The 14,117-nt window shown below is 63.9% G+C and carries 15 protein-coding genes; 10 read left to right on the top strand and 5 right to left on the bottom strand.

Features of this window, described 5'->3' with window-relative positions; translation table 11 throughout:
- Positions 1–249: 249 nt before the first annotated feature.
- The 3 genes from GRX03_RS03890 to GRX03_RS03900 all read left to right on the top strand — a co-directional run bounded on the left by GRX03_RS03890 (position 250) and on the right by GRX03_RS03900 (position 3,363).
- A complete protein-coding gene (locus GRX03_RS03890) occupies positions 250–972 on the top strand; it encodes a hypothetical protein (protein WP_159762848.1) in 723 nt (240 codons plus the stop codon).
- A gap of 66 nt (positions 973–1,038) precedes the next feature.
- The gene (locus GRX03_RS03895; protein WP_159762849.1) at positions 1,039–2,160 is read left to right on the top strand and encodes a signal peptidase I; all 1,122 of its coding nucleotides are present in this window, start codon (positions 1,039–1,041) and stop codon (positions 2,158–2,160) included.
- 42 nt (positions 2,161–2,202) lie between these two features.
- Complete coding sequence (locus tag GRX03_RS03900; RefSeq protein ID WP_159762850.1) at positions 2,203–3,363, top strand: DUF5305 domain-containing protein; 1,161 nt, start codon at positions 2,203–2,205, stop codon at positions 3,361–3,363.
- A 3-nt stretch (positions 3,364–3,366) separates the two neighbouring features.
- On the opposite strand, the gene GRX03_RS03905 is transcribed toward GRX03_RS03900, so the two are convergent.
- A complete protein-coding gene (locus tag GRX03_RS03905; protein ID WP_159762851.1) occupies positions 3,367–4,053 on the bottom strand; it encodes a protein sorting system archaetidylserine synthase in 687 nt (228 codons plus the stop codon).
- 88 nt (positions 4,054–4,141) lie between these two features.
- On the opposite strand from GRX03_RS03905, the gene GRX03_RS03910 reads away from it, so the two are divergent.
- Genes GRX03_RS03910 through GRX03_RS03930 form a run of 5 tightly spaced genes read left to right on the top strand, consistent with a single transcriptional unit; the run spans position 4,142 to position 7,973 of the window.
- Positions 4,142–5,464, top strand: a complete 1,323-nt coding sequence (locus GRX03_RS03910) for a glycerate kinase type-2 family protein (RefSeq protein ID WP_159762852.1) — start codon at positions 4,142–4,144, stop codon at positions 5,462–5,464.
- 52 nt (positions 5,465–5,516) lie between these two features.
- The gene (locus tag GRX03_RS03915; protein ID WP_159762853.1) at positions 5,517–5,696 is read left to right on the top strand and encodes a DUF1918 domain-containing protein; all 180 of its coding nucleotides are present in this window, start codon (positions 5,517–5,519) and stop codon (positions 5,694–5,696) included.
- Between the two features lie 6 nt (positions 5,697–5,702).
- Positions 5,703–6,134, top strand: coding sequence for an RNA-binding protein (locus GRX03_RS03920; protein ID WP_159762854.1), 432 nt, complete (start codon positions 5,703–5,705; stop codon positions 6,132–6,134).
- A complete protein-coding gene (locus tag GRX03_RS03925; RefSeq protein ID WP_159762855.1) occupies positions 6,134–6,829 on the top strand; it encodes an RNase P subunit p30 family protein in 696 nt (231 codons plus the stop codon). Before GRX03_RS03920 ends, GRX03_RS03925 begins: the two co-directional genes overlap by 1 nt.
- 58 nt (positions 6,830–6,887) lie before the next feature.
- Positions 6,888–7,973 (top strand): glutamate--cysteine ligase, encoded by a 1,086-nt coding sequence (locus GRX03_RS03930; protein WP_159762856.1) that lies wholly within the window; start codon positions 6,888–6,890, stop codon positions 7,971–7,973.
- Here GRX03_RS03930 and GRX03_RS03935 read toward each other — a convergent pair.
- The 3 genes from GRX03_RS03935 to GRX03_RS03945 form a co-directional block, all read right to left on the bottom strand.
- The gene (locus GRX03_RS03935; RefSeq protein WP_159762857.1) at positions 7,965–8,867 is read right to left on the bottom strand and encodes a GAF domain-containing protein; all 903 of its coding nucleotides are present in this window, start codon (positions 8,865–8,867) and stop codon (positions 7,965–7,967) included. The genes GRX03_RS03930 and GRX03_RS03935 overlap by 9 nt on opposite strands.
- A 55-nt stretch (positions 8,868–8,922) precedes the next feature.
- Positions 8,923–10,974: an excinuclease ABC subunit UvrB gene (gene uvrB, locus GRX03_RS03940; protein ID WP_159762858.1), complete on the bottom strand. Its 2,052-nt coding sequence runs from the start codon at positions 10,972–10,974 to the stop codon at positions 8,923–8,925.
- A 70-nt stretch (positions 10,975–11,044) separates the two neighbouring features.
- The gene (locus GRX03_RS03945) at positions 11,045–11,710 is read right to left on the bottom strand and encodes a hypothetical protein (RefSeq protein WP_159762859.1); all 666 of its coding nucleotides are present in this window, start codon (positions 11,708–11,710) and stop codon (positions 11,045–11,047) included.
- Between the two features lie 117 nt (positions 11,711–11,827).
- Here GRX03_RS03945 and GRX03_RS03950 point away from each other — a divergent pair, with 117 nt between their 5' ends.
- Both GRX03_RS03950 and GRX03_RS03955 read left to right on the top strand, forming a co-directional pair.
- Positions 11,828–12,640: an alpha/beta fold hydrolase gene (locus GRX03_RS03950; RefSeq protein ID WP_201289169.1), complete on the top strand. Its 813-nt coding sequence runs from the start codon at positions 11,828–11,830 to the stop codon at positions 12,638–12,640.
- A 54-nt stretch (positions 12,641–12,694) separates the two neighbouring features.
- A complete protein-coding gene (locus GRX03_RS03955) occupies positions 12,695–13,081 on the top strand; it encodes a hypothetical protein (protein WP_159762860.1) in 387 nt (128 codons plus the stop codon).
- Here the strand turns inward: GRX03_RS03955 and GRX03_RS03960 are convergent.
- Positions 13,078–14,055, bottom strand: coding sequence for a transcription initiation factor IIB (locus GRX03_RS03960; protein ID WP_159762861.1), 978 nt, complete (start codon positions 14,053–14,055; stop codon positions 13,078–13,080). The genes GRX03_RS03955 and GRX03_RS03960 overlap by 4 nt on opposite strands.
- Positions 14,056–14,117 lie beyond the last annotated feature (62 nt).

Genomic DNA, 14,117 nt, shown 5'->3' on the forward strand with positions numbered 1-14,117 from the left:
ATGAATTGGATATGCCAATAAACCAAGACAGCTACTGTATGGCCAGAATATAGGAACATAAAAAACACTTTCAATCAGCCCTGGTAAGATATTCGAAATTTTATGTATGTGGCTGCGAAGAGTCGTGCAAATTTATGTACGGTCGTGCTATCAGACTCAGACGTGGTAGCCCGACTGCACTGGGTCCACATCCGAAATCACACGGCGAGTCACTCAACACAGTAATCTGATCGCATGAATCCCCTTCGCATGTCGAGTGTCGTGCTCGTGGTCATCGCGGGAGTGCTGTTACTCTCCGGTACGTTCGGGTTCACCGCGACGACAGCCGACCGCGGTATCTCGGTCGCCGTCGCCAACGACAGCAAAGCGTTCATCGGATACGAAGCGCACGAACCGGAAGGTGTGAGGGCAGGTCAGGGGGTCGACATTATTGAAATAAAAAACCGATTCGCTCAGAATATCAGCGTGACGCATGTAAGACTGTCCGTGTCCGAGGAGGGCATCAACCTCACAGATCCGTCGACTCCGGAGAGGGTTGAGCCGGGTCACTCCGCAACAATTGAGGCGGAAGTTGCCTCCTGTGACCGCGGAGCCAGCGGAACTGTGACCGCGGAAGTCACAGTAAAGGGTGAGGATGTGAGTGCGACACTGGCCGACGGCGACAGCGAGGGTGTCGAACGGTCGTTCACTGTGACGTGTGCCGAACGCGACTCCCAGAGTGGCGGCGAACTGATTAAGTATTCCGGAAACGGTGGTGCTCAGCTAAAGACGGACGTGAGTCGAAATGCGACGGTCACATTCGTGGATAGAGACGGGAACCAAAGGAGTCAGTCCGGGAGCTTCCGACCCAACATGAATCTTAAAAACCAACTCGATGAACATGCAAGCAGCCAGAACACGATTGTCTGTGTCGAAATCGACAGCGATCAGTATCCGAATCCGAACCTCAATAACCCCTGCCCAGACAAATAGACTGCCTCACGTTATGATCGCTGACTCAGGTGACACTGTTGGCTCGAGGAACTCACCTCTGACTTGATGAAAATTCGACACGCTCTCTGGGTTGCCGCTCAGATCATACTCGTTGTCGTTGTTCTCGCGCTGTTAGTCGGTCAGTTTCTCGGCCAACCGGTCCTGCTGAGTTACGTCACGACCGACAGCATGGAGCCAACAATTGACGTGGGTGACGGCTTTATCGCAGTCCCGCCGGAACTGGCCGGCGACGTGAGCGAGGGCGATGTCATCGTCTTCGAGGCCGAGGAGATCCAGGGCGGCGGGCTGACGACCCACCGGGTCGTTGACGAGACCGAGGAGGGGTACATCACGCGGGGCGACAACAACCCCTTCACCGATCAGGACGCCGACGAACCCCCCGTTTCTGAGACACAGATCCGTGCCGTCGCGTGGCAACCCGGCGGTTCTGTGCTGACGATCCCGTTTCTCGGGACGGCGGTGATGTGGCTCCAGTCGACGATTAACTCGGTTCAACTCCGACTCGCCCAGGCGCTCGGGACGCGCGCCCTGCTCGGGACACAGGGTATTGCCTACCTCATGCTCGGGGTTTCTGTCGTGCTGTACGTGGCTGCAGGTCGGTTCGAGTCCGACAAGAACCGGGAGCGAGATCTGAGTCGGGAAACGGGAACCAGTTCGCACAAATTTGTGGCCCTCCTGACGCTAATCGTCGTCGCCGGCGTCACGGCGGCGATGGTCGTTCCTGCGGAGTCACAGGAGTTCGGTATCGTCAGCGCGGAGTTCGAGAGCGATTCGCCGACGGTCATCGAGCAGGGAACAAATGAGTCGTTCAATTACTCCGTGCGGAATACTGGCGTCCTCCCTACCGTTGTCTTTCTCGAACCGGCCGGCACACGAATCGATACAGAACCGCGACAGATCAATCTCGACGGCCGATCGGCCGCGAACGCGACAGTGACGATTTCTGCACCGGAGGAAACCGGTTCGTATCGCGCATTCGTCCAGCAGTACCGCTATCTTGGCGTTCTCCCCTCGCCAGTTCTCGAGCAACTGTACCGAATCCATCCGTGGGTTCCGATTGTCGTCATCGATGCCGTTGTCGCAGTCCCGTTCTACTTGATCGGCATCCGGTTGCTCGGCGGAAGTAGATTTAGAGATCGATCCCGGTCACGAGGGTCGTGGTGGTGATAAACATGAACTCAAATTGTGCTACACAGGATCGTAGAGGTGATGGGACCGATGAATAAGTGGCTCGGACAGCTACGTCTTCGCCTTCACGACAATACGACAGCGTTCGTCGTTGCTCTTACAGTTCTCGTCCTTGCCGGCGGTGCCGTAACGTACAGCACGCACATCAGTCCCGGGACTGAAATCGAACAGCGAGAGACGGCGACGTGGAGTTCGACTGCGATGTATACGCACGAGGCTACGGTCCAAACTGAGACGCCGGTCTTCACCGAGAATCAGACCTTGTCGGACCGCAGTGTCTATCTGCGGTCGGTTGCTCCCGAACTCGACGGGCGCTTTGTATACGGCTATCAGGCATCCGAAAGCGGAACACTCTCGGCAAATGCCACGGTCACACTCGTGACCCGCTCGGTCAACGAAGAGGTAGAACTCTGGCGCGAGGAGCGCCAGTTGGCGACGGGGGTCGAGCAGTCACTCGGCCCCGGTGAGGAGTTTGTCGTCCCGTTCACAATCAACATGACCGAACAGCAGCAGCGGGTGGCCAGCATCGAGAATCAACTTGGCGGCACGCCGGGCGAGACGGAGTTCACTGTTCGGACACGTCTTACCCTCACAGGTGAACGGAACGGTGCCCCAGTCGAACAGACGAGCACGTATACGTTTTCTATCGACACCAATGGCCAAACCTACAGTGTCACGGGTGCCACGCCCGAACGAGCGGACGGCGAACAGACCGAACAGTACCGCGTGACTGCGAGTTACGGTCCGATCCGCTCGGTCGGTGGACCGGTCCTACTCGCGGGTTCACTGCTCTGTCTCGTCGGCTTTGCCGTGCTGCACCTAACTGGGTCGCTGGCACTCTCTGACGTTGAGCGGGAGTGGCTTGCGTTCCGCTCCGACGCTCAGACCTTCGATGAGTGGATCACACGCGGAACGCTCTCTGTGGACGAGACCGTTACGAGACGGATCGACGTTGATTCACTGGAGGGATTAGTCGACGTAGCAATCGATAGCAACCGTCGAGTCATTCTCGACGAGTCCCGCGGTCTCTTTGTCGTTCTGCTCGAGGAAACTGTTTATCAGTACGATCCGCCGAGCTTTCCGGGTGACGGTCAACTCGCCGCGCCAGGGACTCCGACGAGTACGGCACCTGATGACAGGGCAGACGGCCCCGACGAAGACAATGACAACGAGGCGACGTAACGATCACTCCTCCCAGTAGAACCTCGGCGCGAGCGTGAGATAGGCCAGCGCCGCGATCAACAGCACCCGGGGGAAGACCCGCCGGAGGGCCGTCGGTGCGACGATTGCGCCCATCTGGACGACGCCCATCGCGAGGGCGTCCCGGGCGGCGAGTTTCGGATACGGGACCGGAGCGACCATCAGCACCGAGAGGACGACAGTCGCCGCCAGAAGTCCCGGAACCAGCGTCAGTCCGGCGAGATACGCCGCAGCGAGAATGGAGGAGGCGAGCGTGTTCTGGATTCCGGGCCTGTTCTCGTCCTCACCGACGTAGACGGTGTACAGCGCCGTCCGGACCAGCGAGAAGACGACGAACAGCGCGGCGACGCCCGCGGCGGCGGCGAAAAGCGGTGGCTCGGAGCCGAGCGGCCCCCACACGTCGTTCGCGGCGACGAACACGAACAGCCCGGGGGCGGTGCCGAACGAAACGATGTCGGCCATCGAGTCGAGATACGGGCCGACCGCAGTGCCGCCGCGCGTGCGGGCGATGATGCCGTCCAGTCCGTCGGCGACAGCCGCGAGCAGGATGAGTTGTGCGACGAGTCGTACCTCGCCCAGCGCCGCCGCGGCCATCGCCACCATCCCGACCGCCGCGTTCGCCAGCGTCATCACGTCGGCCAACCCGAGTCGGTCGGCCACCCGAAGGGACATATCCACACCGTCGAACAGGGGGTACAAGAAGGACGCGATTCCCCTGTCCGAACGCGACACTGATGTGTCCCCGCTGCGACGGTCCTGTATGATCTCGAACCGAGCCACACTCGTTCGCTCCCCCCGCCACGACGACGCCTGCCGAGCCATCGTCGCCGGGATCGATGCGGCCCACCCCCGTCGGGTTATCGAGGAGTCGCTGTCCGTCGACGACGGCGTGCTCGGGATCGACGGGACCGAGCACCCGCTCGCGGAGTACAGCGAGGTGCTCGTCCTCGGGGGCGGAAACGCCGCCGGAACGGCCGCCGCCGCGCTCGAATCCCGTCTCGGTGATCGACTCGACGGCGGCGTCGTCGTCACGGACGACCCCGCCGAGACCGACACAGTCGAGACCGTCGAGGGGACGCATCCCCTCCCTTCCGAGGCGAACGTCGCGGGAACCGAGCGCCTCCTCGACCGCGCCGAGGCCGCGGGACCGGAGACGCTCGCGCTCGTCGTCGTCACCGGCGGCGGGAGCGCGCTCCTCGCGAACCCCGCCGAGGGTATCGACCTGGAAGCCTACCGAGACCTCACGGACGACCTCATCGCCTCCGGAGCGACGATCGACGAGATCAACGCCGTCCGCAAGCATCTCTCGGCGATCAAGGGCGGTCGACTCGCGCGAACGCTCGATCCCGCGACGACGGTCGGACTGCTGTTCAGCGACGTGGTCGGCAACCGGACGGACGTGATCGCGAGCGGTCCCATCAGCCCGGACGAGACGACGTACGCGGACGCCCTCGACGTCATCGACCGGTACGACATAACGATCCCCGAGGAGATCGAAGGGGCTCTCGCCGCGGGCGAACGGGGCGAACGCGCGGAGACGCCTGGCCCGGACGATCCGGTCTTCGAGGGCACCGAGACACACATTCTCGCGGACAACCGGACTGCGCTCGACGCGGCGGCCGACTCGCTTCGCGAGGACGGGTACCGGCCGGTGATTCTCGCCGCCGGGATCGAAGGGGAAGCCCAGGAGGTGGGCGGCGTTCACGGCGCTATCGGGACGCAGTGTCTCGCGAGCGGCGAGCCGTTCGAACCGCCGGTCGCGATGCTCTCGGGCGGCGAGACGACCGTCACCGTCTCCGGGGACGGCACCGGCGGTCCCAACCAGGAGTTCACGCTCGCCGCGGCGCGCGCTCTCGACTCGGGTGTGGTCGCCGCCGTCGACACCGACGGGATCGACGGGCCGACCGACGCCGCGGGTGCGATCCTCGATTCGGAGGCACTCGACGGGGACGGCACCGCACAGGCCGCACTCGACGCGAACGACGTGTCCCCGTATCTCGACGACCGCGATGCCCTCGTCGAAACCGGCCCGACCGGAACGAACGTCAACGACCTCCGGATCGTCCTCGTCGGTGAGCCCTGAGCTTCGAGGGGAATGCAGTCGATTTTTACCTGCCGGTCGTGAATCTCTCAGTATGAGTTTCGAGAAAGGAGACGAGGTCATCCTCCACGACGAGCACAGCGAGTACGACGGCGAGACCGGCGAGATCACCCGCGTCTCGGAGACGATGTTCGGCGACGAGAACTACACGATCAGTTTCGAGGACGGCCAGGAGGCGGGCATCCCCGAGGACAACCTCGAACCGGCCGAGTGAGACGCGATGTCTTCGATCCCGCTTCACTACATCGATCTCCGTGCGTTCTGTTACGTGACCGAGGAGGAGGAGCGGGTCGAAGACGCCCTGCGGCTGTTTCTCCCCGAGGAGTTCGAGATCGAACGCGCCGGCTCCGAGGGCCACTACGGGGATCCGATCCTGGTTCTCTCCGCGCGGGTCGAGAGCACGGACGGGATGCGGACCGTCCTGGACGCGCTGGGGGAGTTAGCCGACGAGCAGTTCGCCCGGGTCGTCGACGAACTCGACGAGCGCGTCAACGAGAACTGCGCGTTTTTCCTCACGCTGGATAAACAGGCGGCGTTCAACGGCGCGGTCGAACTCGGCGACGGGATCACCTTCCGCGGCAAGGTCGAGGCCTACCCGGCCAAGAAGGAATCGGCGGTCGAAAACGTCGAGGGACTGCTGGCGGAGCTGTGATGTACGAGGCCGTCCACGCCCGTCCGGACGGGCAGAGCACGGTCGCCCGCCTGGCGCTGACCGCGAGCGAGTACGGCTTCGACGGTCTGGTCGTCCGCAATCACGGCGACGAACCCGCCTCGTACAGCCCCGGCGAGGTCGCTGACACCTACGATATCGACATCGTTGCCGGCGTGGAGATTCGCGTCGACGACCCGTCCCGGGCGAGCGGTTTCGTCAGTTCACACCGCGAACACCAGCGCATCGTCGCGGTCCACGGCGGCAACCCGGAGATCAACCGCTTCGCGGTCGAGCAGCCACAGGTCGACGTGCTCGCTCACCCGATGATCGACGACGGGGATTTCAACCACGTCCTCGCGAAAGAGGCCGCCAGAAACGCCGTCCGGATCGAGTTCAACCTGGCGGGGGTGCTTCGCGCGTCCGGCGGGACGCGCGTCAGGCGGCTCCGGAACCTGCGGAAACTCCGCGAAATCGTCACCGAGTACGACGCGCCGTACGTGGTCAGCGCCGACCCGTTCTCACACCTCCAGCTCCGGGCCCCCCGCGAACTGTCTGCCGTCGGCGAGGTAATCGGCTTCGACGCCAAGCAGATCGAACGCGGACTCGCGGAGTGGGGTCGACTCGCAGAGCGCAACCGCCAGCGACAGTCCGAGGCGTTCGTCGAACCGGGCGTCCGCCGTCTCGACGACGAGTGAGCAGGCGTCGGGAGCAGAATACTTTAGCCCGGCGGCGCACAACCGAGTGACAGAACAGATGGACCGCGGTGACGCCGAGCATTTCAATCGGATGGGGACACTCGGGATCGAGGAGGAGTTTTTCGTCGTCGACGACGCGGGTCGGCCGACCGCCGGCACCGACGAACTCGTCTACGAGTCGACGCCGCCGGAGATTCTCGACGGCCGACTCGATCACGAACTGTTCAAGTTCGTCATCGAGACACAGACGCCGTTGATCGAGGACATCGACGACGCGGCGGAGAACCTGCTGGCCGTCCGGGACGCGCTGATCGAGCACGCCGACAGCGAGGGCTTTCAGATCGCCGCGGCGGGACTGCACCCGCTCGCGCGCTGGCGCGAACTCGAACACGCCGAGAAGCCGCGTTACAAGTCACAGCTCGACCGAATCCAGTATCCACAGCACCGGAACACGACCGCCGGACTGCACGTCCACGTCGGCGTCGACGACGCGGACAAGGCTGTCTGGGTGGCCAACGAGATCCGCTGGTATCTGCCGCCGCTGCTCGCGCTGTCGGCCAACTCGCCGTACTGGAACGGCTTCGACACCGGGCTACACTCCGCCCGTGCGAAGATCTTCGAGGGGCTTCCCAACACGGGGATGCCGACTACCTTCGACTCCTACGACGACTTCGACCGCTTCGAGCGCCGGATGCTCGAATCCGGATCGATCGAGGACCGGGGCGAACTCTGGTACGACGTGCGGCCACACTCCGCACACGGGACCGTCGAGGTACGGACCCCCGACGGCCAACACGACCCCGAGACGGTGCTCGCCTTCGTCGAGTACATCCACGCGCTCGTCGTCGACCTCTGTGAGCGCTACGAGGACGGCGAGACGGGCTACCGCCACCGACGTGAGATCCTCGACGAGAACAAGTGGCGCGCGATCCGTCACGGTCACGACGCCTCCTTCATCGACCGCGACGGCGAGGCGACTCTCTCTCTCGGGGAGTTCGTCGAGACCGAATCCGACCGTCTCGGCGTGAACGGCCTCGGAGACATCTACGAGGCCGAAAGCGGCGCGGACCGACAGCGTCGACTCCGAGAGGAGGAAGGCGCCGACGCGCTCTGTACCGCGCTGTTGCTCGAAGGCTCAGGCTGAGGCTTCCCGCCTCTGTGGATCGTGGATCCGGTCGAGCGCCGTCCCGGCGTGGGAGACGAGCAGTTCCAGCAGTTGCTGGTCCTCCTCGTCGAATCCGCCGGTCCCGGCGGGCGCGAGCAGGACGACGCCGCTGCCGTCGTGGGCAGTGACGAGCATCGAGAGCAGAGGTCCGTCCATCGGGGAGTCCTCGCGGACCACGGCGCTGGCCTGCTCCTGCTCGGTCGCCTCCCGCGCCAGGTCGATCAACGTCTCGTCGTCGGCGCCGATGATCGTGCTGTCGATCACGGACCCCTCCTCGTCGACGGCGACCAGCGCCGTCTCGGTGAGGCCGAGCAGCGTCTGGATCGCCTCGATACAGAGCGCACTGACCTCGTCGACCGAGCGGGCGCGGTTCAGTTCGCGGCCGTAGTTGTTGATGTCGGCGGCCTTCCCCGCGAAGGCCTCGATCCGGTCGCGTTCGCGTTCGAGTTCGCGCTGTCGCAGTCGGCTCTGTGCGTCGTAGATGCCGACCAGCACCCCGACCACCGCGCCGACGGTGACGAGATTCATGGTGATGTACTGTCCCTGTGCGAGCGTATCCAGCGTGACCTGCTGGCTAAAGAGGATCAGCGCCGCAATCGAGGCGAAAATGACCGTCCCCCCCGCCCCCCAGGAGAGGATCCGGAACAGATCCGGCTCGAACCCCTCCTGGTCGGTCAGCCAGTAGCCGACGTAGACCAGGCTCAGCCCGATCAGCGCGAACGGCATCGTCTCGAACGCGAAGACGATCACCAGCTCTGACTGCGAGAGCCCGGTCAACTCCGAGAGCTGCTGGCCGCCCTGGACGAGTTGGATCGCCCCGAGAACCAACCCGACGACTGTGATACCCCACCCGCAGGCGTCACGGCGTTGCATTGGTAGTGTAAGGCTACTGCCCGGTCTTCAAACTATTTGACGCCAGCTGGTACGTTCACTCGATGTCGGGGGCCGGGACGCCCTCGTCGTCGCCCCCGTCGAGGTCGTACTCCTCGCGGAGCTGTCGGATGCGGTCACGGATGTCGGCCGCGAGCTCGAATTCGAGGTTGTCGGCGGCCTCCTCCATCCGCTGTTCGAGTTCCTCGATCGCTCGGGCGGCCTCGTCGGCGTCTGACGGCTCCATCGACGCCGCGTCTCCGGTGTCGGTCTCGGTGCCGGGGAGGTTGGTCTCGCCGATCTCCTTGTCGATGGTCGTCGGCTCGTGGCCGTGTTTCTCGTTGAACTCACGCTGGATGCGCCGGCGACGTCTGGTCTCCTCGATTGCGGACTCCATCGCCGCGCTCGGCTCGTCGGCGTACAGCACCACCTTGCCGTTGACGTTTCGGGCCGCCCGCCCCATCGTCTGGACGAGCATCGTCTCCGACCGCAGGAATCCCTCCTGGTCGGCGTCGAGAATACCCACGAGAGACACTTCCGGAATGTCCAACCCCTCGCGGAGCAGGTTGATCCCGACGATGGCGTCGATTTCGCCCAGCCGGAGGCTCCGGATCAGCTCGTGGCGTTCGAGCGTGTCGGTCTCGTCGTGCATGTACTCCACGTCGATGCCGGCCTCGGTGAGATACTCCGTCAGATCCTCGGCCATGCGTTTGGTGAGCGTCGTGACGAGCGCGCGCTCGTCCTCGGGCAGGTTCTCCAGCCGCTCGATGATATCGGAGACCTGTCCCTCGACGTCGGCGACCTCGATTTCGGGATCGACGAGGTAGGTCGGCCGGACGATCTGTTCGACGATCTGGTCGGACTCCTCGCGTTCGTATTCGCCCGGCGTCGCGGAGACGTACAGCGTCTGGTCGGTCTTCGCCTCGAACTCCTCGAAGGTGAGCGGGCGGTTGTCGAAGGCGGTCGGGAGCCGAAAGCCGTTCTCGACGAGTGACTCCTTGCGGGATTTGTCCCCCTCGAACTGCCCGCGGATCTGTGGGATCGTCTGGTGGGATTCGTCGACGACGGTGAGGAAATCGTCGGGGAAGTAATCCAGCAGTGTGAACGGCGCTTCCCCAGTCTCGCGGTCGGAGAGATGCACCGAGTAGTTCTCGATGCCCGAGCAGTAGCCGGTCTCTTTGAGCATTTCGAGGTCGAAGGTGGTCCGCTCCTCGATGCGCTGGGCGGCGACCAGATCGCCCTTGCGCTCGAAGTAGCTGATCCGCTCTTCGAGCAGATCCTCGATTTCCTCGATGGCCTGTTCGAGTCGCTGTTCCGGGATCGAGTAGTGCTCCGCCGGGTGGATGAGCGTCGCTGGCTCCTCGCTTACGATCTCCCCCTCCAGCGGGTCGACCTTCCGGAGGCGGTCGATCTCGTCACCCCAGAGTTCGACCCGAACGGCGTAGCGTCCGTACATCGGGTAGATCTCGACCGTATCGCCGCGGACGCGGAAGGTGCCCTGGGTGAAGTCCACGTCGTTGCGCTCGTAGTTCAGATCGACCAGTCGGCCGAGTAGCTCCTCGCGGTCGATCCGCTGACCCTGTTCGAGGCGCAGGGCCATGTCGACGTAGTTCTGCGGATCACCGAGCCCGTAGATCGCGGAGACGGAGGCGACGACGATCACGTCGTCGCGGGTCAGAAGCGACCGAGTCGCGGAGTGACGCAGGCGGTCGATTTCCTCGTTGATCGAGGCGTCTTTCTCGATGTACTTGTCGGTCTGCTCGACGTAGGCCTCGGGCTGGTAGTAGTCGTAGTAGGAGACGAAATATTCTACTGCATTATCCGGGAACAGCTCCCGGAACTCCTCGTACAACTGCGCGGCCAGCGTCTTGTTGTGGGCGATCACCAGCGTCGGTTTCTGTATCTCCTCCAAGACCCAGGAGACGGTGTTGGTCTTTCCCGACCCCGTGACGCCGAGCAGGGTCTGTTTGTCCATGCCCTGCTCGAAGCCGTCGACGAGCGCCTCGATGGCCTCGGGCTGGTCGCCCGCCGGCTCGAACGGCGCGTCGACCCGAAAACTGCTTTCGGCGTCTGGTCGATCCGGCGACAGCGGACCCCCTGTGTCGGACATTACCTGCTAGTACGTCCCGACGCACTTCACGGATGCGCTTTTTCGGCGGTGCCGAGGCCGCTCGAAAGGCCTACTCGTTCGATTGCTCAGAGCCCCGCGTGTCGCCACCATCACGAGACCAGCCACACCGCTGGCACTCCTCGACGCCTACGACCAAGGTCAGCCCGCAGTTCGGACAGGACTCCGAGTCGGCCCCGCCCTCGTCCGCCCGAGCGGAGTCCCGCCGACGGGCCCGTTCGTACCCGAACAGACTCCCGAGTGCGAGCAGCACCGCGAGACCGCCTCCGGCAGCCGATACCAGGACACTCAGAACCCCGAACCGATCTCTCTCTCGCGCCGTCAGTTCGTAACACTGTGACTCGTACTGGATCTCGTTCGTGCGGCTGACATCACTCTGCAGTTCGAACTCGGCGGGGTGGCTCCGTGTCGTGTACGCCCCATCGGCCTGGAGCGCCGACCGGAAGACCTCCCGGCCCTCCGGTGATAGTTCGCTGAACGGGGTCCCGGTCTGGTTTCCCGCACACGCATCGACGCTGTACTCGATCTGTTCGCCCTCCAGATGGAGTGCTCCGGCACCGAGGACGGTCGTCAGCCCGACGAGCAGACTCACAACGAGCAGTAGGTGCGGACCAGTCGGCGTGTCCTCAGACGAGACGTAGACCACGACGGCCCCGCTGACGAGCACGAACAGACCGGTGACGACCAGCAGTAGCTCGAACGACGACAGCGAGACCATACCGAGACGATTTCTCGATTCTGGAATAAGTTTTCTGCCACCGCCGTACCGTTTGCCACCGCGGTCGGAACCCAGGTCGACACGCACTTTTTTGTCGGTCTCGCTCGCAGACGTGGTATGTCACTCGATGACGCACCGGCGACCGCGATGTACCGACGGCGGGCGGAGACGCTCACTCGCGAGGCCGGCAGCGGCCCCGAACTGCTCTGTGCCCACGGCACGCTGATGGATCGGACGATGTTCGACCCGCAGATCGACGGCCTCTCCGACGAGTATCGCGTCGCCGCCTACAACCTCCGGGCGCGGACCGAACGCGCCTACGAACCCTACGACCTCTTCGACCTCGTCGAGGACTGCCGAGCGACAATCGACGCTCTCGACATGGACGAGCCAGTCGTCGCCGGCATGTCGATGGGCGGGTTCATGGCGATCCGGCTGGCGATGGAGTATCCCGAGGAAATCTCCGGTATCGTCCTGATCGACTCCACCTCCCGACCGCACCCCGAGGAGGACATCGAACTCTACCAGGGGATGATCGACCGGGGACGCGAGGACGACCACATGGCGACGAGCATGGCCGAGACGGTGACTCACTTCCTGTTCGGCGAGACGACCCGTGAGGAGAACCCGGAACTCGTCCAGTCCTGGATGGAACGGTGGGAGACCTACTCCGGCGAGGCGGTCTACCAAGAGGTCAGTTCGTGGCTCGAACGGCCCGACGTGACCGACCAACTCGCTGGCGTCGACGTGCCGGCGCTGGTCGTCCACGGCGAGGAGGACGAATCGATCCCGTTCGAGCGGGCGGAGCCGACAGTCGACGCCCTCGACGCCGAGCAGGCACTCATCCCCGAAGCGGGTCACTCCTCGAACGTCGAACGACCGGCGGCAGTCAACGACGCGATCCGCGAGTTCCTGGCCGACGTGTACTGACCGCCGAACGCAAGCGGGCCACTCATACTCGTCGACGCCGTAGCACCGATACCTATGCCAATCGACCTGACCCGACGACGGCTGTTACAGTCTCTCGGAACGGGAGCGCTCGTCGGGGTCGCGGGTTGTACCGGCGAAGCGATCGAGGGTGAAGTTCGGGCCGAGGCGGTCTACATCGAGCCGGACAAACTCGATTCGCCGGTCGAGGGGACAGTCACGGCGACCGTTCTCGTCGCAAACCACGGCATTCCCGCCGATCTCAAAATCACCGTCGAAGCGGTGAATCTGGATGCCGATCCGGACAACCCGGAAGCAGCGATCACCCAAACCGCCTCGATCGTCCGGTCGTTCGACCGACAGGAACAGCGGGAGGTGACGGTCGATATCGAGCCCGGACCACTGGCCGACGGGCTGCTCGCGGATGCTGGTGCCGCCAACTAGAGCCCGGGGACGTTCTCCTCGGCCTCGAGCAGTTCGTGATAGCGGTTCCGGATCGTCACTTCGGAGATGTTCGCGACCTCGCTGACCTCGCTTTGGGTGACCTTCTCGTTGGTCAACAGCGAGGCGGCGTAGACCGCAGCGGCGGCCAGTCCGACCGGGGACTTGCCGGAGTGGACGCCCTGTTCTTTGGCGTTTTGCAGGAGCTGTCGGGCGCGGCGCTCGACCTCTTCCGAGAGTTCGAGGTCCGAGACGAACCGGGGGACGTAGCTCTCGGGGTCGGCGGGTTTGATCTCCAGGCTCAACTCCCGGACGACGTAGCGGTAGGTTCGGGCGATCTCGTCTTTGTCGACCCGTGACACCGTCGTCAGTTCGTCCAGCGAGCGGGGAGTTCCCGCCTTCCGGGCGGCGGCGTACAGCGAGGCGGTCGCGACGCCTTCGATGGAGCGGCCGGGCAGTAGATCCTCTTCGAGCGCTCGTCGGTAGATGACGCTCGCGGTCTCGCGGACGTTCTCCGGGAGCCCCAGCGCGGAGGCCATCCGGTCGATCTCGCCCAGCGCCTGCTTGAGATTCCGTTCCTTGGAGTCACGGGTCCGGAACCGCTCGTTCCAGGTCCGGAGCCGCTGCATCTTCTCGCGCTGGCGACTCGACAGCGCGTTGCCGTAGGCGTCTTTGTCCTGCCAGCCGATGTTCGTCGACAGTCCCTTGTCGTGCATCATATTCGTCGTCGGAGCACCGACGCGGGACTTCTCGTCTTTCTCCTTGGCGTCGAACGCCCGCCACTCCGGGCCGGGGTCGATCTCGTCTTCCTCGACGACAAGTCCGCAGTCCTCACAGACGGTCTCGCCGTGTTCGGCGTCCGACGCGAGGTTGCCACCACACTCCGGGCAGACGAGCGTCTCGTCGTCTGTTTCCTGTTCTTCAGTCTCCTCGCGCTCGCTCTCGCGCGCGTATCGTCTTGTTGTCGTGTCAGTCATGTTGGTCTCTGCTGGTGAAGGGATTACACGGAAAACGTCCAGCGGTATCCAGCGGTACATTT

It is taken from the genome of Halovenus carboxidivorans (assembly GCF_009831575.1).
GTDB lineage: Archaea > Halobacteriota > Halobacteria > Halobacteriales > Haloarculaceae > Halovenus > Halovenus carboxidivorans.

Coding starts and splice junctions, on each gene's coding strand:
- GRX03_RS03890 (WP_159762848.1), top strand. CDS start 250: ATGTCGAGTGTCGTGCTCGTGGTCATCGCGGGAGTGCTGTTACTCTCC.
- GRX03_RS03895 (WP_159762849.1), top strand. CDS start 1,039: ATGAAAATTCGACACGCTCTCTGGGTTGCCGCTCAGATCATACTCGTT.
- GRX03_RS03900 (WP_159762850.1), top strand. CDS start 2,203: ATGGGACCGATGAATAAGTGGCTCGGACAGCTACGTCTTCGCCTTCAC.
- GRX03_RS03905 (WP_159762851.1), bottom strand. CDS start 4,053: ATGTCCCTTCGGGTGGCCGACCGACTCGGGTTGGCCGACGTGATGACG.
- GRX03_RS03910 (WP_159762852.1), top strand. CDS start 4,142: ATGATCTCGAACCGAGCCACACTCGTTCGCTCCCCCCGCCACGACGAC.
- GRX03_RS03915 (WP_159762853.1), top strand. CDS start 5,517: ATGAGTTTCGAGAAAGGAGACGAGGTCATCCTCCACGACGAGCACAGC.
- GRX03_RS03920 (WP_159762854.1), top strand. CDS start 5,703: ATGTCTTCGATCCCGCTTCACTACATCGATCTCCGTGCGTTCTGTTAC.
- GRX03_RS03925 (WP_159762855.1), top strand. CDS start 6,134: ATGTACGAGGCCGTCCACGCCCGTCCGGACGGGCAGAGCACGGTCGCC.
- GRX03_RS03930 (WP_159762856.1), top strand. CDS start 6,888: ATGGACCGCGGTGACGCCGAGCATTTCAATCGGATGGGGACACTCGGG.
- GRX03_RS03935 (WP_159762857.1), bottom strand. CDS start 8,867: ATGCAACGCCGTGACGCCTGCGGGTGGGGTATCACAGTCGTCGGGTTG.
- uvrB (WP_159762858.1), bottom strand. CDS start 10,974: ATGTCCGACACAGGGGGTCCGCTGTCGCCGGATCGACCAGACGCCGAA.
- GRX03_RS03945 (WP_159762859.1), bottom strand. CDS start 11,710: ATGGTCTCGCTGTCGTCGTTCGAGCTACTGCTGGTCGTCACCGGTCTG.
- GRX03_RS03950 (WP_201289169.1), top strand. CDS start 11,828: ATGTCACTCGATGACGCACCGGCGACCGCGATGTACCGACGGCGGGCG.
- GRX03_RS03955 (WP_159762860.1), top strand. CDS start 12,695: ATGCCAATCGACCTGACCCGACGACGGCTGTTACAGTCTCTCGGAACG.
- GRX03_RS03960 (WP_159762861.1), bottom strand. CDS start 14,055: ATGACTGACACGACAACAAGACGATACGCGCGCGAGAGCGAGCGCGAG.